This is a genomic window from Halorientalis brevis (genome assembly GCF_042678165.1).
Classification (GTDB): Archaea; Halobacteriota; Halobacteria; order Halobacteriales; family Haloarculaceae; genus Halorientalis; species Halorientalis brevis.
Map to the genome: position 1 here is coordinate 434,902 of NZ_JBHUDJ010000014.1, position 18,643 is coordinate 453,544.

The following is an 18,643-nucleotide window of genomic DNA, read 5'->3' on the forward strand; positions in this document are numbered from 1 at the left end:
GGCGGAAAACGGGCAGCGACTACGCTGATTCTGCCGGAACCAACTCGCCTGCTTTCGACCGGGACCGTTCGACCACGGCCGGCCGGGCCTCGAACTCGATGACGACCTCGTCGCCGTAGTCGACAGTTTCGACGTGGCCGTGGTCGTGAATCCAGGAGACGAGGCTCATCGTGTCGTCGGTCATCGGCAAGACGAGTCGCTCGCGTTCGAGCGCCGGGAGTTCGCGGTCGATCCGCGAACAGAGGTCCTCGACGTTAGCGCCGCTTTTCGCGCTGACGGCGACCGGGTTCGGCGCCAGCGCCGACAGCGCTTCGCGCTTCTCACGGAGTTCCTCGTCGCTGACCGTGTCGATCTTGTTCAACACGGTGACGATGGGCGCTTCGTTGCGCTCGTAGAGCGTGTCGTGACAGGTGACCAGTTTCTCGCGAATCTCCTGGATCGGTTCGCTCACGTCCACGACGAGCAGGACCAGATCGGCACGGTACACCGCGTCGAGCGTGGACTTGAACGACTCGACCAGCCAGTGCGGGAGGTCCGTGATGAACCCGACGGTGTCGGTCACGAGCACGTCGCGACGCTCCATCTCGGCGCGGCGCGTCGTCGTCCCGAGCGTGGTGAACAGTCGGTCCTCGCTCTCGGCGGTCGGATCGAGGTCCGGATGGAGTTCCTCGTTGGCGTCGACGTCCAGGTCCTCGGCGAGTCGGCGCAGGAGCGTCGACTTCCCGGCGTTCGTATAGCCCGCCAGCGCCACGAGATCGAAGCCGGACTCGCGGCGCTGTTCGCGGCGGTGTTGCTCGGTCTGCTCGATGTTCGCGAGCTCGTCCCGGATGTTCGAGATCTGTTTTTTGATGTCCTGCTCGCGCGATTCGTCGTACTCACCGAGCCCCATGAACCCCGGCCGTTCGTCGCGCTTGGCGAGACTCGCCTTGGCTTCGGCCCGCGGGAGTTCGTACCGGAGTTCGGCGAGTTCGACCTGGAGCTGTGCCTTCCGGGTCTGGGCACGCTGGCCGAAGATCTCCAGGATGAGCCGGAACCGATCGATGATCCGCGTGTCCTCGGGAAGCTTGTTGCCGAGGTTGTACGTCTGGTACGGACCGAGCTGGTTGTCGAAAATGACCACCGTGGCGTCCGTCGCAGCGACCGTCGCTGCGAGCGTCTCCGCCTTCCCCTCGCCGATGTGGTGCGCCGGGTCCTCTGTCCGGGTCTGTGTCACCTCACCCGCCATCTCGTACCCGGCCGCCCGTGCCAGGTCGCGAACCTCCTCGGTGTCGGGCGTGCCCGAGTCCACCCGCTTTGCGATGACCGCTCGCTCAGTCTGGGGTTGTGTCTCCGTCACTTAGTCCGTGATAAGACGCGGACCTATTTAAAGACAGGGACGGCCGCCGTCCTGCGATTCCCGCGGGACTGGTAGGGAAGCAGCAACTGAACGACCAGCATCGGCATGGAGACCCAACAGACCAGCGATGAGTACCTGGGACGGCCCGGAACCGCCCGGAACAGCCGTCAGACGGGCGGCAGACGGGCACAAAAGCCTTAACGCAGCGTCATCAGATGTCTGATGTGACATGGTCGATATAACACCGCAGCAGATCGGGCTCGAAGTCGGCGGTGGCGCGGTGGTCGGCGCGGTCATCGGCTTTGCAGCCAAGAAGATCGCCAAGATCATCGCGATCATCGTCGGTCTCGAGCTCGCGCTGTTCAAGTTCCTCGAAACGAAGGGGATTCTGATCGTCGACTGGGGTGCGATCACCGGAGCCGCCAGCGAGAGCGCAGATACGGCCGCCAAGGCGCCCGGCTGGATCATGAGTCTCCTGGCGGCACTGCCGGTCAGCGCCGGGTTCACCGGCGGCTTCCTGGTCGGCTTCAAAAAAGGATAACGCGGCGATTCGAGTGACTGTTTCTACGGCGTCTGTCGGCTGCCCGGTTGCGGGAAGCGCTGCGTGACGTTCTGCCCTCTATCGGTCTGTGTCGGCGCTTGTTTTGCGGTCTTGCTCCCGGTGACGAGGAACTCGATCGCGTGTCCGATCAGCACCTCGTTGTCCGCGGTCGCGTAGTTTGACGGACTCAGGAACGTCGCGTCACCGATGACGGTGGCGTTCCCGCTCCGCGCTGCGACGCCGTACTGCTCGTTCGCGCGGGTCGTCGAGAGACGCGTGCGGTTCGTCGCAGTCAGTAACACCTCGGCGGACGACCCGTTCGCTGCGACCGGCGTCGCGCGCTGGAACACGGCCCGCTCGACGCCCTCGATCGACTGCGACTCGTTCGGAGGCGTCGCGTACACGTGCTGGAAGTTGTTCGCGTTCTCGTGCATGTTGTACAGGTAGCCAGTGCCGACAGCCACGTCGAACTGGGAAGCGATCGACGTGAGTTCAGTCGAGACCTGCGTGACGCTGATCCCGCTCATGAGCCCCCCGGAGACCTCGGTCCGCGATGGTTCGGCCAGCATGAGGACCCGGCCCCCTCGATTGGCGAAATCGGTGACGCCCTTGACCTCGCCGGACGCGAAGGGTTTCTGCGGGGCGATGACGACCAGCGCGTCAGCACCGCGGAGCGAGCGGTTGATTCCCTTCGACTGGAACTGCTGTTGTTTCCCGGAGCCGTGGAAGCGGACCTCGTGGCCCGCCTCGACCAGTGACCGAACGAACGGCTGGATCTGGGCGCGCGTGAAGCCGTTCGCGTGCGATCGATCGATGACGACGACCTTCGACTCGGCCCCGGCGTCGACGGTGACGTTCCCCGTCTGGTCCGGAACGTCGACGAGATGAGAACTCGGCTCCAAGATGCTCGCGTTGGTCGCCGTGCGACCCTGTGACCCCGAGGTCGATGCGAGCAGCGGCGCGACGGCTCCGAGAAGGACGATCACCGTGACGATGGCAACGAACACGCCAGCGAGTCGGGACTTACTCATCGGTGATCACCTCCCGGCCCTCGACGCTACCGTAGAGCGCGAGATACCGGTAGGTCTCGACGCCGCGGTAGCCGAACGGCTCTTCCTCGACGACGACCGTCGTGTTGCCGTCGGTTCGGGCCTGTCCGAACAGCGAGAGGCTCTGTTGCTGCGGCGGTTCCTTTTCGACGACCGCGTAGTCGTCGAGATCCGCGCGGGCGGCCGCGTGCGCGACGGCCGTGTCCAGATCGCCGATCCGGTCGGCGATCCCGTTCTCGACGGCGCGCGAACCGATGTACACCTTGGCGTAGGAGACTTCCTCGCGGGTCAGTTCCAGGTTCTTCCCACGTTCAGCCATCACCGTTCCGACGAACTCGCTCCTGAGGGTCTCGGTCTGTGCGAGCGCTTCCGCTTTGGTGAACCCGGTCCCCTTGTCGGGACCGGACGTGATCGCGCCGGCCGAACCGGCGCCGCTCGGTACCGTGGCGATGACGCCGACGCTGCCCACCATCGAACCCGGCGTGACGTAGATCCGGTCTGCCGGCAGCATCCCGAAGTAGCCGCCGGACGCACCGATCCCCTCGACGCTGGCGACGACCGGCATCTGCGCGGCTGTTCGGTTGACCGCCAGGTAGAGCGACTCACTGGCGGCGACCGACCCACCCGGGCTGTTGACCGTGAGAACGACTGCCTCGATCGATCCGTTCTGTCGTGCTTCGCGGAGGTCCTCGCGGACCCGATCCACCGAACTGGTCGTGATCGGTCCCTCGACGGAGACGACCGCGACCGAATCCGGCGAACTCTGGCTCAGAGCACGGGTGAGACCCGCAGCGTACGGAGCCACGACCGCACCGACCAGGACGGCGACGACCGCGACGACCACGTACTTCCACGCGGCCGACCCGGTCGACCCACTGTTTCGTGACATGTTGCAGGCCCATCCTCACGGTGACAGCGTAGAATAGTTTTCAAACAGGCAACTGGTTGCGAGAAATTTCTCCTACCCGGAGTGGAGCAGACCACAGAGAGGAGCGCCGACTCACCGCGTCGAGAGTTCGTCCTCGTCGGAGATGATGCGCGTCTCGGCTTCCCCGCTGGTGTGTTCGTTGACGAGGTCGTAGAACTCGTTTTGCATGCCGGCGGGGAACCGAATGACGCCCACCCAGGAGCCGTCTCCCTGCCACTCTTCGCGTTCCAGGTCGCCGAACTGCCGGATGCGCGACTGGGCTTTCCCGGCGTAGTCCGGCGGGACCTGGACGGCGACGGTGATCTCGTCGAACCGAATCGGAATGATCGGTCGCAGGTCGTCCAGGGCGTCGTCCACCTGGTTCTCGACCGGTTCCATCGGATCGACTTTGAACCCCGCCTCCTCCAGGGCCGACTCGATGCGGTCCGGCGGGTGTGGCGCGTCGTCCATCTGCGGGTTGACCGCGTTGCGAGTGATGTGGTTGACGAGCTGCTTGTGCTTCTGTTCCTGCATCTCGCGGCGCTGCTCGGCCGTGATCTGGATCTCACCCTCCTTGATGACTTCCGGGATGATCTCCATCGGATCGGTCGTCTCGAACACCTCTTCGAGGGCGGTCTCCGCAGGACGGTCTCCCCGGGACGCGTCTTCGAACACGTCCTCAGCGGCGATGACGTCCTCCAGGTCGTCGTCGAACTCCCCGCGTTTGATCGCGAGCGCTGCGTCCGGATCGACCAACACCTCGAATCGTTCCCCGTGAGACTCCAATCGGGCCGTCACTGCCTCGTCAAGCGATATCATAGATGAGGGTTACACCGGGACGCATATAAGGTGTTTCCCGGCCGAACCGTTCGTCCCCGCCCTGTCCGGGGGATAGCAGCCGCTGGGAAGGCGGGACGAAGAAAGGAAGAGTGCAGGTTACTCCTCGTCGTCGGTCTCGTCGGCTTCGTCCGGGTCGTCGTCCTCGGACGCGAGTAGATCGAGGTCGACCAGGTACTCTTCGACTTCCTCGTCGGTGAGCATGCGGAACTGCTCGGTCTCGACGTCGACGGTCGCGAGGCCGACGCCTTCTGGCCGCAGTCCGCTCTCGTTGACCGATCCCAGCGAGCGAAGCGCCAGTCCCACGGCCCCGTCGAGATCGATGTCCTCGTGGTAGTGTTCTTCGAGGTACTCCCGGATGTCGCCCCGGTCGGCACCGACGGCGAGCGCCTTCCACTCGTAGGGGGTTCCGGACGGATCGGTCTCGAACAGGCGCGGTTCGCCGTGCTTGTTGATGCCGCCGATGATGAGCGCGACGCCGAACGGGCGCGCACCGCCGACCTGGGTGTACTGCTGGATGTGATCGGTGATCTCCTTGGTCAGCGACTCGACGTCGATCGGCTCCTCGTAGCGTAGCTGGTTGACCTGTGCGCGTCGCCGGGCGAAGTCGATGAGCTGGCGGGCGTCGGCGACGTGGCCGGCACTGGCGATGCCGACGTGGTCGTCGGCCTTGTGGATCTTCTCGACGCTCGACCGCTCCATCAGCGGCGACCGGATGCGCTTGTCTACCGCGAGGACGACACCGTCTTCGGCGCGGATGCCGATCGAGGCGGTGCCGCGCTTGACGGCCTCCCGGGCGTACTCGACCTGATAGAGGCGACCGTCCGGGGAGAAGATGGTGATCCCCCGGTCGTAGGCCTGCTGTTGTGATTGTCCCTGCATAGTTACTCGAAATCGAGTGTCGTCGCCCCCGCGAACGCCGAGTCGACCTGCACGTCGTAGCGTCCGTCCCGAACGACGGCAGTCCGCTCGTCGCCCTCGAAGGTGACTGTTCTCTCGTCGGTGCTTTCCGGGTCGGCTCCTATATACTTTTCCTCACAGGCACGTACTGTCCCGCTCACGCCCCGCACTCTCACGCCCAGCTCCTGCCCGTCGATCTCGTGGAGACAGGCCACCGCCGCTCGCGCCCGGTCCTCCTCGCCCCGTCGGGTCCGGACGATGGCGTAGCCGGCCCCGTCGCTGAGCGCGAATCGGATCACTGTCAGGTCCAGATCCGCACTCACCGCGTCCCCGAAGAGGTTCTGGGCGGCGTACCACAGATGGCGCTGGAACTCACCCCGACGGAGCGTCACGTCGGGCCAGCTCTCGATGGCGACCGCGAGATACCGCCAGCGCGGCCGCAGGTGTTTCGGGAGGTGCTTCATCGCTCCTCGTCGGAATTGGCGCCGGGCGCCCGCTCGGCGACGAGCACGCCCACCTGATCGTGGATCCGTTCGACGGCCGTCAGGGCGAACCCGGCGTCAGTCAGTGCGTCGGCCAGCACGCCCACCGTCGACGGATCGTCGACCTCGGGCGTGTAGAACGGTTCGTCCGGATCGGGCTCGCCGAAGAACATCACGTCGCCGAGGACGAATCGCCGCGGTTCCAGCGCCGCGATGACGTCGATCGCCTCGCGCTTTTCGTCGGCACTCAGGTGGTGCATGGCGAAGTTCGAGACGACGACGTCGACGTCGGCGTCGTCGGGCAGGTTCGGGTCGCGGAACCGACCCTCGCCGAATTCGACGTTGTCGAGGTCCTGGTCGGCCGCTTTCCCGCGCGCCTGGTCGAGCATCCCCTCGCTGATGTCGCGGCCGATGACACGCCCGGCGTCGGGGGCCAGGGCGAGGGCGATCGCCCCGGTTCCGGTCCCCAGGTCGAGCACCACGTCGTCGGGACCGGGCGCTGCGTGGTCGACGACCAGGCCAGCACAGGCTCGGTACTCCTCGGTCTGGTCCTCGTCGTAGTCGGCAGCGACCTCGTCGAAGCGAGCGGCGTGTTCGTCCAGGCTCCGTTTCATACCCTGTTGCTGGGCTGCCACCCCAATGAAAGACTCGGAACCACGGGCCAGCCGGGGTGCGAAACACCCCCAAAGTCAAATACGTACCCACACCAGACAGGAGTATGCAACGGCAGGCACAGGGGGCGACGATCGCGGTCAGTGGGCTTCTCTTGGCGGGCGTACAGCTGGTCCACGCGACCAGTCGGACACAGACGACGGTCGGATTCCTGATCGACGGGGTCCCGTTCGTCCTGATGGCCCTGGCCATCACGTACGCAGGGTACTGGGTCCTGCGAGGGACGGACGACGAGCACACGACCATCGTGGGTGCGTGGGCGCTGGGCGGCGCCGTGGGATTCGCCGCGATCTCCGCGCTCTTGCTGACGAGCATGAATGTCGCGCTCGACACCTTTCCGGTGTTCGAGTCCGCGCCCGCGATCGCAATCGACAGCATCACCGTCGGTATCCTCGCCGGCGTCCTCGTCGGCGTCTACGACGCGCGAAGCAGAACGCGCCTGGCGGAACTGGAACGCCAGCGCGACCGCATCGAAGGGTTCGCGAACCGCGCGGCGGACATGAACAACTACGGCCGGGCGCTCAACGAGTGTGCCACCGTCGAGGAAGTGTCCGCGCTCTGCATCGAGGCCGTCGCGACCCTCGTCGACATCACCGACACCGCGTTCGTCGAACGCCGGGGCGAGATGGCGACGATCGTCGACGCCACCATCGTCGGCGTCCCGGACGAGACCATCGCCGAGATGGCGATGCGTGGCCGAGACGCCGAGCTCGCGACCGTGGTGACCCACACCGAGGACGTGCCGGCAACCCTCGACGGCGTCGAGTCACTGCTGACGATCCGCGTCGCCGAAACGGAACACAGCCAGATCACCATCGTCGCGCTCAACCGCGGCAGCCAGGAGATCACGGACGAGACGAAAGCCCTCCTGGAGATGCTCGTTTCCCACGCTGGGACGGCCCTGGAGAACATCTACAGCCCCAGCCACCGGGTCGGCGACGGGAACGAACAGATCGACATCGAATTCGAGGCCGGGCGAGAGAAGTAACAGCCGCTCGTTAGTCGCCGCTCCGGTCGTCCCGCTCTTCGTGCTCGCCGTGTTCGCCGCGCCAGACCCCCGGTTCGACGAAGGCGTCGGACTGTCGGTCGCGGTTGCGGTCGGCCAGTCGCCCCCACTCCGCGAGCCCCTCGTCGATCTGCTCGGCGGTGAATCCGATGGCCTCGCCGATAGCCCGGAGTTCACGCGGCGCTCGCAAGTGCAGATGCGAGCGCGGGTCCACGCTGACGACGTACGGAACGTCGAAAGCAACGACGAGTTCTCGCAGTTTGCGGAGGTCCTGGACGGCCTGGACACGGCGACCGCCCTCGACGCGGAGGACGCGCCGGAGCGAGAACTCGATTCGGACGCCGTTGCGCGCCGCTTCCTTCGCGAGGACGTGATTGAAGTCGCCGCCGTCCATCGGGTGGGCGAGGACGTCGACCGCCGCCTGTTCGACGGCGAATCGGTTGATCCGCTCGCTGCCGCCGTGGACGCAGACCAGGTCTTTCTCCGCCCGGTAGTTGCCGACGTAGCCGCTCGCTCGCGACGGGTCCTCGGCGCGCACCTCGACGGCGTCCACGATGTCGAGGTCGAAGGCGTCGCGGACGCGGTCGAGGTCGGCGTCGTGGCGACTGTCGCCGTGGTTGCGAACGACGAGTCCCGAAAAGCCGTACTCGCTGGCGGTTCGGGCCAGCCGTGAGACTGTGCTCGTCCCGTCCGGCCGCGCGTGAACCGCCTCGTACATACCTCATCGGTGCCCGCGGCCGCCTCTTTGGCGTTTCGAATGGCCCGCGACGACTCAGTCGCCGTCCGAGTCGTCGCTCGCCTCGTCTTCGTCGGCGATGAACTCTTCGAGCGCCTCGCGGGCGTTCTCGACGGCGGCCTCTTTGGTCGCGGGGTAGGCTTCGACCTTGGCGCGGACGGTAAGTCCCTCACCGAGGCGGACGTCGCCGTTGAAGGCGGCCTGTTTGTCGAGGCGAAGAAAGAGCGAGCAGTTCTCGTCGACCCGGTCGTCGAGTTCGGCGGCGAGTTGACTCGCGGTGTCGAGGTCGCTCAGGCGGTCGAGGACGTGGCGCATCTCGTCGGCGCGCTCGACGCGGGTCGAGAGGACGACGATCCGATCGCCGTGGTGGCCTTCAGACGTGGCTCGCTGGATCTCGAAGTCCTCGGGGAGAAACGTGCGCAGTGCCCCTTCGACGCGCTTCTCGTCCTCGGTGGCATAGCAGAACGTGCGGAGGTCGATGTAGTGGAAGGGGACTGACGGCATCTGCGTGCGTTACTCCTCGTTGTCTTCGTCGTCGCCCTCGGCGGCTTCGAGTTGGTCTTCGGAGAGACCGGCTTCCTGGCCGTCCTCGAAGTTGACGATGTAGTTCTCGTCGCCGAACATCGTCTCCACCACCTGCGTGATGGTGCCTTCCTCGCCGTCGTACTCGCTGTGCTCGTCGTGCAGAATGACGCGGTCGTCTTCCTCGAAACTCATACCACCTTGGTACCCCACGATTGCCTAAAAAGGGACTGATTCGCGGCGCGAGCGGTCTTCAGTCGTCGAGCGGTCAGCGAGTACGCGTCCAGTCCTCGTCGACGTCGACGATGCTGTCGAATATCGGCGCCAACTGCGCGATCTCGGTCTCGTCGTGGGCAGCGGGGTCCAGGTGGAAGTGAGCGGACGCGCCCACGTCCGCGAGCGTTCCCGTGAGCGTGTGGAGAAAGCGGAACACGCGCTCGAACTCCGCGTACTGCAACAGGATCGACAGCGAGTCGAAACACAGCGCCAGCCCTGTCTCCCGGTCGTCCCATTCGGAGAGAACCTGGTTGAGCGCCATGCCGAGGCCCGTGAGGTCTGCCGCGTCCGTCAGCGCCTCGACGAAGTAGTCGCCGTCCGGTTCGGGACCGCGTTGCCCGACCACGCCGCCGGACCCGACGGCGATGACGGCCGATTCAACGGGGTGTTCGTGGCAGTGGCGTTCGATGCGTCTGTAGCGCTCGACGGCCGACTCCATGTAGAGCACGTGGACCACCCGCGTCGCCCCGAATCGGTGTCGCGAGAGCGCCTCGAGACAGGCCTCACGCTCAGTGCCCCCGATCGAGGGCGCGAGTATCAGCACGGTTCCCTCCGCGGGGACAGTCGGTGCGTCGCCATCCCTCGTTGGTTTGCTGGTGCCGCTCATCGAGACCGCCCGTCCCGAACGGACACCGAGACTGGTCGTCGATCCTGCCGTCGCGATACCCCCATCATCGTGACAGTTACTCACTGCCCCACCCACATAATTTCACGTCAGACGGGCGTCTGCCGTCCGATTTGGCAGTTCGTTAGCACCAGTCACCGTGTCGAAGACTTATTGCAGATACGACGCATACATTCGTTCATGATCATCTATACGCCTTTCCTTCCCGGCTCTCGGGACCGGTCGCAGACTGCCAGTTCCACGTCGCGGCCACGATGACTGCCGTCGACAACCTCTGGTACATGGCCGACGAGGCGGACCAGCAGGCCGAGCGCACGTATCACCAGCTCTCGGGCCGGTACACGACGTATCTCGAGTACGAGCGGTCACAGATCGTCTCGCGGTCGCGCTTCCGGACGCTCGCCGAACGCATCCGCGAAAACGGGTTGCCGTACGGTGCACACACGCTGGTGTACCAGCCGTCCGGCGAGCTGTTGCTGGTCCGCCACGAAGGGGTCGACAAGTGGGTCGTCCCCGGCGGGGAGGTACACAGCGACGAATCGCTCATGGAGGGCGCCCGCCGCGAGCTCAGGGAAGAAGCAGGCATCGAAGTCGAGTACGACGGACTCGCGATCCTGGCGCGCGTCTCGTTCCACGGTGACGGTCACAACACGTGGGGCGTCCTCCCGGTGTTCGAAGGACGCGCCGAGACGACAGACCTGGAAGTGTGCGACCCGGACGACGAGATTTCAGAGGCTCGCTGGTTCGAGGACCTCCCCGAGGACACTCGCGATCGCGACGAACTCCGCGAGTGGCGGCGACGACGCTTCTCGTCGAGTTGAGCGCGACCGGTGTCCAATTCAGGCGCCGAACTCTTTGCCCTCGCGCGCGTCGGCGTTCATCCGCCGGAGCGTCGCACGGGCGTTGCTCGCGTCGTATCCGAACAGCACCGTCTCGGCGTACTCCCCGACGACCTCGGCCGCGTCGATCAGGTTGTCGATGTCGACGTCCACCGCGTAGAGTTCGATGCTGAACGGGTCGTCCAGCGCTGACTGGAACCCCTTGGCCAGGATTTCGAGCCAGTAGGTCGTCGAGTACGCCATGTCGTACAGCGGGACGACGAACTCGTCGACGGACTCCGAGAGCGCGTCGACGTCCAGGCCAGCGCGCTCGTAGACGTGGCCGGGGTACGGGTCCGGATACAGCGTCAGGTAGAGTTTGCCGGGCACGCGCTCGCGAGCCTCGCGAACGAACTCGGTGATGACGTGGGCGCGCCATTCCTGCCAGTCCTCGAAGTCGCTCTCGGCGAATCGCTCCTCGCAGCGGTCGCAGTGGCAGTACTCTTCGCGGGGGAATCCCACGTCGTCGAGTCGGACGTCCTCGGTCACCTCGGCGACGTCTTCGATGATCTCGAGCAGACCCTCGCGGTACCCCTCGTGATTGGGACAGACGTACGCCCAGTCGAAGTAGCGCCGCTCTCGGGTCGCGAGATCGCCCTCGTCGCTGACCGGAATGAGGTCGGGATTGGCTCCGGCAGCCGCGTTGTCACCGAAACAGGAGATCATGCTGATTCCCTCGGCCACCGGTTCGGCCGCCCGCCCGGTGACGTCTTTGACCTCGTAGAACGACCGCTCGAACTCCGGCCAGGCCAACTCCTCCTCGTTGCGCGTGACGACGCCGTACATGTACCGCGGGGTACGCGGGCAGGACGAAAAGGCATTGGGAAAGAACCCCACTGATTGACGAGCGATACCGGGAGGCCCCGATTACCGTTTGAGCGCCAGGCGGTAAACGAGGACGATAGCGACCAGGGCGGCGGCGAGTTTGATCTTCTTCGACATTGCGTCCCAAAAATCGGGCCGTCAGGCTATAATTGTTCCGGGGCGTCAACTTTTGCTGGCCGACTGTGTTCGGTTTGACGACAGGTTTCGAGGCTGGAAACGGCCACAGTTATTATTTGAGTCACAATTTCTTTCTCTCTTGGACGTGCCCCAAGCAGCGACCGTTCTCGTCGTGGCCAGTTCGCGCCTCCGAGAGTTGGCCGACGAGATCGACGGCACCGCGGCCGCCGAGGCAGACGTAGTCGCCACGAAACGAGCGGCACAGGAGCGCCTTGCCGCCGATTCGACGATCGACTGCGTGGTCGCTGCCCAGGAGCTGCCGGACGGAGCGGGACTCGACCTCTTGGCGCAGGTTCGAGAGACGGATCCGAGTCTCCCGTTCGTGCTGCTCGCCACGGACGGGTCCGAGCGACTCGCGAGCGACGCGTTCGCCGCGGACGCCGACGATTACGTCCCGGTCGACCCAGCGGCGCCGGCGGTCGAGGAGATCGTGACTCGGATCGATGGGATCCTCGAAGCCGACAGAGAGACCCGGCGGAGTCGCCAGCAACTCGAGACGATCGTCGAAACGGTCCCCGAAGGGGTGTTCGTCTTCGACGAGGACGCGCGAATCGTCGGGGGGAACGAAACCGGGGCCGAGATGATCGGGTACGACTGCAAGGCCGACGTGATCGGAACGTCGATCCCGGATCTCGTCGCGGACGGCGTCTTCCACGAAGAAGTCGTCGAGGCGTACCTCGACGAATTGCCCGAACTGTTGTCTCCGGAGACAGACAAGGAGACGACTACCTTCGAGTTCAGGGCGTTCCCGGGAACCGACGACGAACGCGTGTTCGAGGTGCGTACCACGCTGCGACCCGCCGACGGGGAGTATCGCGGTGCGATCGGCGTCATCCGGGACGTCACGGAGCGAGAGCGGCGACGCGAGGAACTCGAACAGTACGAAACGATCATCAACGCCATCCCCGACCCCGTCTACGCGACCGACGCTGACGGGCTGTTCGAGTTCGTCAACGACGCGATGGAGGACCTGGTCGGGTACGAGTTCCCCGATCCACAGGACAAGGGCGTGTACCTCGGGATGACCGAACGCGATCTGGAGAAGTCCCGCGAGTTAATTCGGGAACTCCTCTCTCCCGACACCCCCAGAGAGAAGGGTATGGTGGAGATGGACGTCATCACGCGAGACGGCCACTCCATCCCCGTCGAAAACCACATGGCACTGTTGCCGTACGACGAGGGGTACCGGGGAACGGCGGGCGTACTTCGCGACATCAGCGAGCAAAAGCGACGGAAACGACGGCTCGACGTCCTCGATACCGTCCTGCGGCACAACCTCCGCAACGACATGAACGTCATCATCGGCTACGCCGAACTGCTCGCCGATCGGCTGGACGACCGGGAACTCCTGTCCGCAGTCGAGCGCATCAGACGGAAGGCCAGAGACCTGATCCGGATCGGCGACGAGATCCGAACGTTGCAGAACACCATCGAGCGCGAGGAGAGCGACCGGGAGCGCTCGACGATCGACGCAGCACCGATCATCGACCGCGTCGTCGAACGGTATCAGGCGGACGCGCCACAGGCCACGCTCCGCGCGGAACACCCGGAGGAGCTGCGCGTGACTGGTGATAGCACGCTCCAGCGAGCGCTCGCCGACCTGATCGAGAACGCCCTGGAACACAGCGACAGGCCGGACCCGACGGTCACGGTGTCGGTCGAGACGGACTGTGCCCCGCCGCGGTCGGCTGCGAGCGACGACGCGGAGGCGGCAGACTGGGTCGCCATCCGCGTCGCGGACGACGGTCCGGGGATACCGGACTACGAACGACGGCTCATCAACGGTGACGAGGATATCACGCCCCTCAAACACGGGAGCGGACTGGGTCTGTGGGTCGTCTCCTGGATCACCGAGTCGTTCGGCGGCGACGTGACCATCGAGAGCAATCAGCCTCGCGGCTCGATCGTCACCCTTCGGCTCGTACACGGCGACCCGCCGGAGTGAGCGGCGTCATTGCCGACGGGCTGTGCGGCGAAAAATCGTCGCGGCTTACTCGACCTGGATGTGGTCGGCGATGTTCTCGCGAATGATGGTGTCACAGTACGCACACCGGACGCCCTCGTCGAGCACGTCGAAGTGCGAATCGACCGGTTCGTCTTTCGTCGTGATGCAGTTGCGGTTGGGACACTCCAGCACGCCGATGACCTGCTCCGGTCGTTCGACGCGATGCTTCTCGATCACGTCGTAGTCGCGGACGATGTTGATGGTCGCCGCGGGTGCGATCAGCGAGAGGACGTCGACTTCGTTCTGGCTCAGTTCGCGGCCTTCGACCTTGACGATGTCCTTCCGGCCGAGCCGGTCGCTCGGGACGTTCATTCCGACGCTGACTTCCTCGCCGCGGGAGCCGTCGATCCCGAGGATCGCGAGGACGTTCAGCGCCTGCCCGCCGGTGATGTGGTCGATGACGGTACCCTGTGTGATCTTGCTGACGCGGAGTTCTTCGGTGTCGCTCATGCGTTCTCCTCCAGAATCAGATCGAGCAGTGCCATCCGGACCGGCACGCCGTTGTGCGCCTGCTGGAAGTAGTGGGCGTGGCTCGTCTCGTCGATCTCGGGCGCGATCTCGTCGACCCGCGGGAGCGGGTGCATCACGACCAGGTCGTCGTCGGCGGCTTCGAGCGTCTCCGCGTCGATCTGGTACTCGCCGGCGATCTCGCGGTACTCGTTCTCGTCCGGGAACCGCTCGCGCTGGATGCGCGTCACGTAGAGCACGTCGAGGCTCGGCAACACCTCGTCGAGTTCCGTGTGTTCGCGCATCGACGCGCCCGTTTCGTGGAGGTCGTAGCGGACGCTCCGCGGGAGCTGGAGGCTCTCGGGACTGATGAAGTGCTGCGTGGCGTCGAACGTCGTCAGGGCGTGCGCCAGCGAGTGGACCGTCCGGCCGTACTTCAGGTCGCCCATGATGCCGACCGTGAGGTCGTCGAATCCGGCCGACTCCCGGATGGTGTAGAGGTCGAGCAGCGTTTGCGTCGGGTGCTGACCCGCGCCGTCGCCGGCGTTGATGAGCGGGACGTCGACGAAGTCGCTGGCCATCTTGGCCGAGCCTTCGAGGGGGTGGCGCATCACGAGGGCGTCGGCGTACCCTTCGACGACGCGGACGGTGTCGGCGAGGCTCTCGCCTTTCTTGACGCTGGACTGATCGACCGGACCCATGTCGACGATGTCGCCGCCGAGGCGCTTCATGGCCGCGGTGAAGCTCATCTTCGTGCGCGTGCTCGGCTCGAAGAAGAGCGTCGCGAGGAGTTTCCCGGCGTGACGGTCGGCCACGGCCGAGGGGTCCTCGGCGATGTCGGCAGCGCGGTCCAGTACGGACTCGATGTCCTCCCTGGAGAGCTGTTTGGCGCTGATGATGTGGTCGTGCCGCATTAGCCGGTACCGCGAGGCGAACACCCTTGAATCTCTCGACACGTGCGTGCCTGCTGCTGTACTGTCGGACAGAAGTTCGTGAAGAGAGACATGCGTACACTGGGTGAGGCGACGCGATACGCCGGTCGCCTGAGAACCCGGACGGGTACTTTCTGTCCGGCAGTATGACGACCGTGCTGACGTTCATGTACGAAGAGACGACCACCCGACAGTATGCTTGCGATCGCTAGCGGGAAGGGAGGGTGCGGAAAGACGACGACGGCCGTCGGCCTGGCGCGAGCGCTCGCTCACGACGGCCACGCCCCGCTCGTCGCGGACGCCGACCACGAGATGCCCGACCTCCACTTCGTCGCGGACGTGCCTCGGACGCCGGGACTCCCCGCGCTCGCGGACGGCGACCGACCGGCCACCGTGGCACGCACTCCCGTCGGAGACCGAGACCTCGCCGTCGTCCCGACGGCAGGGATCTCGGCCGAGCGCGTCCCTGCTGCACTCGATCGTCTCGGTCAGTGGGACGGGCCAGTCCTCATCGACTGTCCCGCTGGCGTCGCTCGGGACGCAGCCCGCCCGCTCCGAGCGGCCGACGAGACGCTGCTCGTCACGAGCCCCGACCCGCAGACGCTTCGCGACACGGCGAAGACGGCGGCGATGGCGCGCACGCTCGGCGCAGCCCCCGTGGGCGTGGTGGTCATCGACCGCTCGGTCGAGCGACCTACAGACGGGGTGCGACTCTCACAGCCAACCGCCCGTTCGCTCCTGGGTTGCCCGGTGATCGCGCGGGTTCCGGCAGTCAGTGACCGTCCGCTGGGAACGGACCGCGTTCGTACGGCGTACCGCAAGGCCGCAAGAAAACTATTCAAACGGAATATTTAATCTGCTGGATATGCTTGGTTTCGAGTGGCATGGAGAATCGGCTCCGGACCGGGATCGACGTTCTCGACCGGAAACTGAATGGGGGGATTCCGGCCGGCAGTATCGTCGCGCTGTGTGCCTCCCCGGCGAGCCAGGCGGAGCTGTTTCTCTACGAACTCACCGCGACGCGCGGAACGCTGTACCTCTCGCTCGACCGCTCTGAAGAGGCCGTCTCGGACAGCATCAGGAACTCGCCGACCGAGACGGGCGACCCGACGGTGCGACACATCCCCGGCGAGGCGCCGCTGGACAACGCTGGCAAGCTCGTCTCCGCGCTCCCGGAAACGTCGAATCTCATCATCGACCCGGTCAACGTGCTCGAAACCCAGGAGCCGCCGTCCCGGTTTCGCAACTTCATGAACGACATGCAAAACCACATCTTCAACACGGGGAGCCTGGCCATCCTCCACTGTCTGACCGGTCACAACATTCCCCGCCTCCGGGACGCGACCGAGCACTTCGCGGACGTGGTGTTCCAACTGGAGACCACGACGACTGGCGACGACGTCGAGAACAAGCTGGCCATCCCGAAGTTCCGCGGTGGGCGGGCGCCGGCGGACGTCATCAAACTCGAACTCGTCGAAGAGGTGTCGATCGACACCTCCCGGGACATCGCGTAGCTGGCTCGGCGTCCACGAGAGAGGTTACTCCGGTCGCGGCGTGCTGAGGTTCTGCATCGTCTCCCCGCACCCGGGACACGAGGTGATCTTCTCGGCACTGCAGAGTCGTTTCCCACAGGCGAGACATTCGAACAGTTGCTCGTCCCCGCTGCAGGGCGCAGGATCGGTCGGCGTCGGCATACGTGCAGATACTGACTGCAGGCGAATAACGGTTGTGTCACCTTTTACCACACCTTCGCGATACCGAACGACCGTCCAGATGCGACTGAGAGGAGAGAACGCGCGTCGAAAACGGGTGGGAGTGGGTTACTCGTCTGCGGCTTCTTCGATCTCTTCGACGATCTCGTCGGCGTCGACGTCGGCGTCTTCGAGGGCTTCTTCGATGTCCTCGCCGCCGGCGCCGCCCATGCCGCCCATCATGCCGCCCATGCCCATGCCCATCCCGGAGCCGTCGATGATCTCCTGGATGATGACGCGGTCGATGCCGAGTAGGTCGGTGACCTGCTGGCAGATCTGCTGTTTCTGGAACATCCACTGCTGGTTCATCGTCAGCTGCGGGTTCGCCTCGATGTACAGCGTCTCCTTCTCGACCTCGACGGTCTCGGTTTCGGGTTCTGCGTCCTCGTCGTCCTCGTCGGGCTGGACGACTTCCTCTTCCTCGACGGTGTCGGTCTGGAACCACATCTCCAGCTCCATGTCGAGGTACATCTCGAAGAGGCTCTGTGCCTGCTCGAGGCGGTCGTCGACGGTGCCGACGACCTCGTAGTCGTACTCGATGTCCTCACCGGCGAGCGGGTGGTTGAAGTCGACGCGTGCGCGGCCGCCGATGATGGTTTCGACGCGACCCTGCTCCTGGTCGATCTGGACCTGCGCGCCAGGGTAGCGGTCGTCCTCGGGGATCTTGTTGGCGCTAACGGTGCGGACGTCGTCCTCGTCGAACTCGCCGAACGCTTCGGCAGCCGGAATCTGAACGTCGCCCGACTGGCCGACGTCGCCGCCGATGATGTCGTCTTCGACCTGCTCGAAGATGAAGCCCTCACCGAGGACGAGCGTGCGGGGCTCGAACGTGCGCTCGTCGTCGTCGATCCCTTCTTCTTCGGCGACCTCGGGATCGGTCGTATCGACGATCATGCCTTCGTCCACGGTCCGTGCAGTGTAGTCGAGTTCGATGAAGTCTCCTTCCTGGAGCCCCTCTTGGGTCTCCTCTGCGTCGGCGTCATCGGCCTGGTCGGCCGCGTCGGCCTCGGATTCGTCACTCATACCGAGACAGTCTGGGCTTGTACTCTTAAGGTCAACGTTTCAGGTCAGCAGCGGCCTCGCGACCACAGGTGCCGCGATCGGCCCCGAACAGCACGAAACCGACTGCTTTTGTGCGGCCCAGCGTATCTACTCCGTATGTACGAGGTCGAGGTCAAGGTTCGGGCCGACCACGAGCAGGTGCGTTCCCAACTGGCGACACTCGGGGCCGACTCGATCGGCACGGTCAGGCAGGTCGACACCTACTTCGACGCGCCCCACCGCGAGTTCGTCGAAACCGACGAGGCGCTCCGCATCCGCCGCGAAACCGAGGACGACGAGACCAACGCCCGCCTCACCTACAAGGGACCGCTCGTAGACGCCGAATCCAAGACCCGCGAAGAAGTCGAGGCCGCCGTCGCGAACGGCGACGACGTCCGCGCCATCCTGGAAGCGCTCGGGTTCTCGCCCGCGGCGACGGTCCGGAAGGAACGGGAGCGCTTTAGCCACGGCGAGTTCACGATTACCCTCGATCGCGTCGACGACGTGGGCGAGTTCGTCGAAGTCGAAACGCACGCGGAGACCGACGACGCAGTGGCGGCGAGCCGTGACCGAGCCTTCGACGTCCTGCGGGACCTCGACCTCGACCCGGACGAGCAGATTCGGACCTCGTATCTCGGCTTGCTCCTGGCCGACGGCGACTGAAATGCCTGCGAGTAATCCTCCTGCTGAGTAAATTT

Annotated in this window: 23 protein-coding genes; 7 read left to right on the forward strand and 16 right to left on the reverse strand. The window is 65.3% G+C overall.

The features are described 5' to 3' along the window. Positions 1 to 19 precede the first annotated feature (19 nt). The gene (gene hflX, locus ACFR9U_RS18715; protein ID WP_247378665.1) at positions 20 to 1,336 is read right to left on the reverse strand and encodes a GTPase HflX; all 1,317 of its coding nucleotides are present in this window, start codon (positions 1,334 to 1,336) and stop codon (positions 20 to 22) included. 229 nt (positions 1,337 to 1,565) lie between these two features. Between hflX and ACFR9U_RS18720 the strand changes: the two genes are divergently transcribed. After that, positions 1,566 to 1,877: an FUN14 domain-containing protein gene (locus ACFR9U_RS18720; protein ID WP_247378666.1), complete on the forward strand. Its 312-nt coding sequence runs from the start codon at positions 1,566 to 1,568 to the stop codon at positions 1,875 to 1,877. 23 nt (positions 1,878 to 1,900) lie between these two features. Here the strand turns inward: ACFR9U_RS18720 and ACFR9U_RS18725 are convergent, their stop codons facing one another. The 6 genes from ACFR9U_RS18725 to ACFR9U_RS18750 all read right to left on the reverse strand — a co-directional run bounded on the left by ACFR9U_RS18725 (position 1,901) and on the right by ACFR9U_RS18750 (position 6,666). After that, complete coding sequence (locus tag ACFR9U_RS18725; protein ID WP_247378667.1) at positions 1,901 to 2,908, reverse strand: GldG family protein; 1,008 nt, start codon at positions 2,906 to 2,908, stop codon at positions 1,901 to 1,903. Further along, complete coding sequence (locus ACFR9U_RS18730) at positions 2,901 to 3,815, reverse strand: S49 family peptidase (RefSeq protein ID WP_247378668.1); 915 nt, start codon at positions 3,813 to 3,815, stop codon at positions 2,901 to 2,903. The genes ACFR9U_RS18725 and ACFR9U_RS18730 overlap by 8 nt, the downstream gene beginning before the upstream one ends. 111 nt (positions 3,816 to 3,926) lie before the next feature. After that, positions 3,927 to 4,652 (reverse strand): ribosome assembly factor SBDS, encoded by a 726-nt coding sequence (locus ACFR9U_RS18735; protein ID WP_247378669.1) that lies wholly within the window; start codon positions 4,650 to 4,652, stop codon positions 3,927 to 3,929. Between the two features lie 117 nt (positions 4,653 to 4,769). Further along, positions 4,770 to 5,552, reverse strand: coding sequence for an archaeal proteasome endopeptidase complex subunit alpha (gene psmA, locus ACFR9U_RS18740; protein WP_247378670.1), 783 nt, complete (start codon positions 5,550 to 5,552; stop codon positions 4,770 to 4,772). A gap of 2 nt (positions 5,553 to 5,554) precedes the next feature. Beyond that, complete coding sequence (locus tag ACFR9U_RS18745) at positions 5,555 to 6,034, reverse strand: Rpp14/Pop5 family protein (protein WP_247378671.1); 480 nt, start codon at positions 6,032 to 6,034, stop codon at positions 5,555 to 5,557. Further along, positions 6,031 to 6,666 carry a class I SAM-dependent methyltransferase gene (locus ACFR9U_RS18750; protein WP_247378672.1) on the reverse strand — a complete coding sequence of 212 codons (636 nt, stop codon included), beginning with the start codon at positions 6,664 to 6,666 and terminating at the stop codon, positions 6,031 to 6,033. The genes ACFR9U_RS18745 and ACFR9U_RS18750 overlap by 4 nt, the downstream gene beginning before the upstream one ends. A gap of 104 nt (positions 6,667 to 6,770) precedes the next feature. Here ACFR9U_RS18750 and ACFR9U_RS18755 point away from each other — a divergent pair, with 104 nt between their 5' ends. Continuing rightward, the gene (locus tag ACFR9U_RS18755) at positions 6,771 to 7,712 is read left to right on the forward strand and encodes a hypothetical protein (RefSeq protein WP_247378673.1); all 942 of its coding nucleotides are present in this window, start codon (positions 6,771 to 6,773) and stop codon (positions 7,710 to 7,712) included. A gap of 10 nt (positions 7,713 to 7,722) precedes the next feature. Here ACFR9U_RS18755 and ACFR9U_RS18760 read toward each other — a convergent pair whose 3' ends face one another. The 4 genes from ACFR9U_RS18760 to ACFR9U_RS18775 all read right to left on the reverse strand — a co-directional run bounded on the left by ACFR9U_RS18760 (position 7,723) and on the right by ACFR9U_RS18775 (position 9,871). Then, on the reverse strand, positions 7,723 to 8,448 hold the full coding sequence (locus ACFR9U_RS18760) for an RNase P subunit p30 family protein (RefSeq protein WP_247378674.1): 726 nt from the start codon (positions 8,446 to 8,448) through the stop codon (positions 7,723 to 7,725). Positions 8,449 to 8,502: 54 nt separating this feature from the next. Beyond that, positions 8,503 to 8,970 carry an RNA-binding protein gene (locus tag ACFR9U_RS18765; protein ID WP_247378675.1) on the reverse strand — a complete coding sequence of 156 codons (468 nt, stop codon included), beginning with the start codon at positions 8,968 to 8,970 and terminating at the stop codon, positions 8,503 to 8,505. Positions 8,971 to 8,979: 9 nt separating this feature from the next. Further along, positions 8,980 to 9,183 (reverse strand): DUF1918 domain-containing protein, encoded by a 204-nt coding sequence (locus tag ACFR9U_RS18770; RefSeq protein ID WP_247378676.1) that lies wholly within the window; start codon positions 9,181 to 9,183, stop codon positions 8,980 to 8,982. Positions 9,184 to 9,256: 73 nt separating this feature from the next. Beyond that, positions 9,257 to 9,871 (reverse strand): DUF835 domain-containing protein, encoded by a 615-nt coding sequence (locus ACFR9U_RS18775; RefSeq protein ID WP_247378677.1) that lies wholly within the window; start codon positions 9,869 to 9,871, stop codon positions 9,257 to 9,259. Positions 9,872 to 10,143: 272 nt separating this feature from the next. Here ACFR9U_RS18775 and ACFR9U_RS18780 point away from each other — a divergent pair, with 272 nt between their 5' ends. Continuing rightward, complete coding sequence (locus tag ACFR9U_RS18780) at positions 10,144 to 10,710, forward strand: NUDIX hydrolase (protein ID WP_247378678.1); 567 nt, start codon at positions 10,144 to 10,146, stop codon at positions 10,708 to 10,710. Between the two features lie 18 nt (positions 10,711 to 10,728). Here the strand turns inward: ACFR9U_RS18780 and ACFR9U_RS18785 are convergent, their stop codons facing one another. After that, positions 10,729 to 11,553, reverse strand: a complete 825-nt coding sequence (locus ACFR9U_RS18785) for a hypothetical protein (RefSeq protein ID WP_247378679.1) — start codon at positions 11,551 to 11,553, stop codon at positions 10,729 to 10,731. A 301-nt stretch (positions 11,554 to 11,854) separates the two neighbouring features. Between ACFR9U_RS18785 and ACFR9U_RS18790 the strand changes: the two genes are divergently transcribed. Next, positions 11,855 to 13,714, forward strand: a complete 1,860-nt coding sequence (locus ACFR9U_RS18790; RefSeq protein ID WP_247379037.1) for a PAS domain S-box protein — start codon at positions 11,855 to 11,857, stop codon at positions 13,712 to 13,714. 45 nt (positions 13,715 to 13,759) lie between these two features. Here the strand turns inward: ACFR9U_RS18790 and pyrI are convergent, their stop codons facing one another. Together pyrI and pyrB are read right to left on the reverse strand one after the other, a co-directional pair. Beyond that, positions 13,760 to 14,224, reverse strand: coding sequence for an aspartate carbamoyltransferase regulatory subunit (gene pyrI, locus ACFR9U_RS18795; RefSeq protein WP_247378680.1), 465 nt, complete (start codon positions 14,222 to 14,224; stop codon positions 13,760 to 13,762). After that, positions 14,221 to 15,135 carry an aspartate carbamoyltransferase gene (gene pyrB / locus ACFR9U_RS18800; RefSeq protein WP_247378681.1) on the reverse strand — a complete coding sequence of 305 codons (915 nt, stop codon included), beginning with the start codon at positions 15,133 to 15,135 and terminating at the stop codon, positions 14,221 to 14,223. Before pyrB ends, pyrI begins: the two co-directional genes overlap by 4 nt. Before the next feature lie 213 nt (positions 15,136 to 15,348). Between pyrB and ACFR9U_RS18805 the strand changes: the two genes are divergently transcribed. Continuing rightward, positions 15,349 to 16,008: a nucleotide-binding protein gene (locus tag ACFR9U_RS18805; protein WP_247378682.1), complete on the forward strand. Its 660-nt coding sequence runs from the start codon at positions 15,349 to 15,351 to the stop codon at positions 16,006 to 16,008. Between the two features lie 29 nt (positions 16,009 to 16,037). Then, positions 16,038 to 16,667 (forward strand): RAD55 family ATPase, encoded by a 630-nt coding sequence (locus tag ACFR9U_RS18810; protein ID WP_247378683.1) that lies wholly within the window; start codon positions 16,038 to 16,040, stop codon positions 16,665 to 16,667. A 24-nt stretch (positions 16,668 to 16,691) separates the two neighbouring features. Here ACFR9U_RS18810 and ACFR9U_RS18815 read toward each other — a convergent pair whose 3' ends face one another. Both ACFR9U_RS18815 and ACFR9U_RS18820 read right to left on the reverse strand, forming a co-directional pair. Then, entirely contained in the window at positions 16,692 to 16,847 is a 156-nt protein-coding gene (locus ACFR9U_RS18815; protein ID WP_247378684.1) for a rubrerythrin-like domain-containing protein, read from the reverse strand. A 126-nt stretch (positions 16,848 to 16,973) separates the two neighbouring features. After that, the gene (locus tag ACFR9U_RS18820) at positions 16,974 to 17,927 is read right to left on the reverse strand and encodes an FKBP-type peptidyl-prolyl cis-trans isomerase (RefSeq protein ID WP_247378685.1); all 954 of its coding nucleotides are present in this window, start codon (positions 17,925 to 17,927) and stop codon (positions 16,974 to 16,976) included. Positions 17,928 to 18,062: 135 nt separating this feature from the next. Between ACFR9U_RS18820 and cyaB the strand changes: the two genes are divergently transcribed. Beyond that, a complete protein-coding gene (gene cyaB, locus ACFR9U_RS18825; protein ID WP_247378686.1) occupies positions 18,063 to 18,608 on the forward strand; it encodes a class IV adenylate cyclase in 546 nt (181 codons plus the stop codon). The last annotated feature ends 35 nt before the right edge of the window (positions 18,609 to 18,643 follow it).

Bases quoted from the DNA above. Each gene is read 5' to 3' on its own strand.
- ACFR9U_RS18820 (WP_247378685.1), bottom strand. From the start codon at position 17,927: ATGAGTGACGAATCCGAGGCCGACGCGGCCGACCAGGCCGATGACGCC.
- ACFR9U_RS18810 (WP_247378683.1), top strand. From the start codon at position 16,038: ATGGAGAATCGGCTCCGGACCGGGATCGACGTTCTCGACCGGAAACTG.
- ACFR9U_RS18735 (WP_247378669.1), bottom strand. From the start codon at position 4,652: ATGATATCGCTTGACGAGGCAGTGACGGCCCGATTGGAGTCTCACGGG.
- ACFR9U_RS18780 (WP_247378678.1), top strand. From the start codon at position 10,144: ATGACTGCCGTCGACAACCTCTGGTACATGGCCGACGAGGCGGACCAG.
- ACFR9U_RS18720 (WP_247378666.1), top strand. From the start codon at position 1,566: ATGGTCGATATAACACCGCAGCAGATCGGGCTCGAAGTCGGCGGTGGC.
- ACFR9U_RS18760 (WP_247378674.1), bottom strand. From the start codon at position 8,448: ATGTACGAGGCGGTTCACGCGCGGCCGGACGGGACGAGCACAGTCTCA.
- ACFR9U_RS18725 (WP_247378667.1), bottom strand. From the start codon at position 2,908: ATGAGTAAGTCCCGACTCGCTGGCGTGTTCGTTGCCATCGTCACGGTG.
- cyaB (WP_247378686.1), top strand. From the start codon at position 18,063: ATGTACGAGGTCGAGGTCAAGGTTCGGGCCGACCACGAGCAGGTGCGT.
- ACFR9U_RS18815 (WP_247378684.1), bottom strand. From the start codon at position 16,847: ATGCCGACGCCGACCGATCCTGCGCCCTGCAGCGGGGACGAGCAACTG.
- pyrI (WP_247378680.1), bottom strand. From the start codon at position 14,224: ATGAGCGACACCGAAGAACTCCGCGTCAGCAAGATCACACAGGGTACC.
- pyrB (WP_247378681.1), bottom strand. From the start codon at position 15,135: ATGCGGCACGACCACATCATCAGCGCCAAACAGCTCTCCAGGGAGGAC.
- ACFR9U_RS18785 (WP_247378679.1), bottom strand. From the start codon at position 11,553: ATGTACGGCGTCGTCACGCGCAACGAGGAGGAGTTGGCCTGGCCGGAG.
- ACFR9U_RS18765 (WP_247378675.1), bottom strand. From the start codon at position 8,970: ATGCCGTCAGTCCCCTTCCACTACATCGACCTCCGCACGTTCTGCTAT.
- ACFR9U_RS18770 (WP_247378676.1), bottom strand. From the start codon at position 9,183: ATGAGTTTCGAGGAAGACGACCGCGTCATTCTGCACGACGAGCACAGC.
- ACFR9U_RS18755 (WP_247378673.1), top strand. From the start codon at position 6,771: ATGCAACGGCAGGCACAGGGGGCGACGATCGCGGTCAGTGGGCTTCTC.
- ACFR9U_RS18730 (WP_247378668.1), bottom strand. From the start codon at position 3,815: ATGTCACGAAACAGTGGGTCGACCGGGTCGGCCGCGTGGAAGTACGTG.
- ACFR9U_RS18750 (WP_247378672.1), bottom strand. From the start codon at position 6,666: ATGAAACGGAGCCTGGACGAACACGCCGCTCGCTTCGACGAGGTCGCT.
- ACFR9U_RS18745 (WP_247378671.1), bottom strand. From the start codon at position 6,034: ATGAAGCACCTCCCGAAACACCTGCGGCCGCGCTGGCGGTATCTCGCG.
- psmA (WP_247378670.1), bottom strand. From the start codon at position 5,552: ATGCAGGGACAATCACAACAGCAGGCCTACGACCGGGGGATCACCATC.
- ACFR9U_RS18775 (WP_247378677.1), bottom strand. From the start codon at position 9,871: ATGAGCGGCACCAGCAAACCAACGAGGGATGGCGACGCACCGACTGTC.
- ACFR9U_RS18805 (WP_247378682.1), top strand. From the start codon at position 15,349: ATGCTTGCGATCGCTAGCGGGAAGGGAGGGTGCGGAAAGACGACGACG.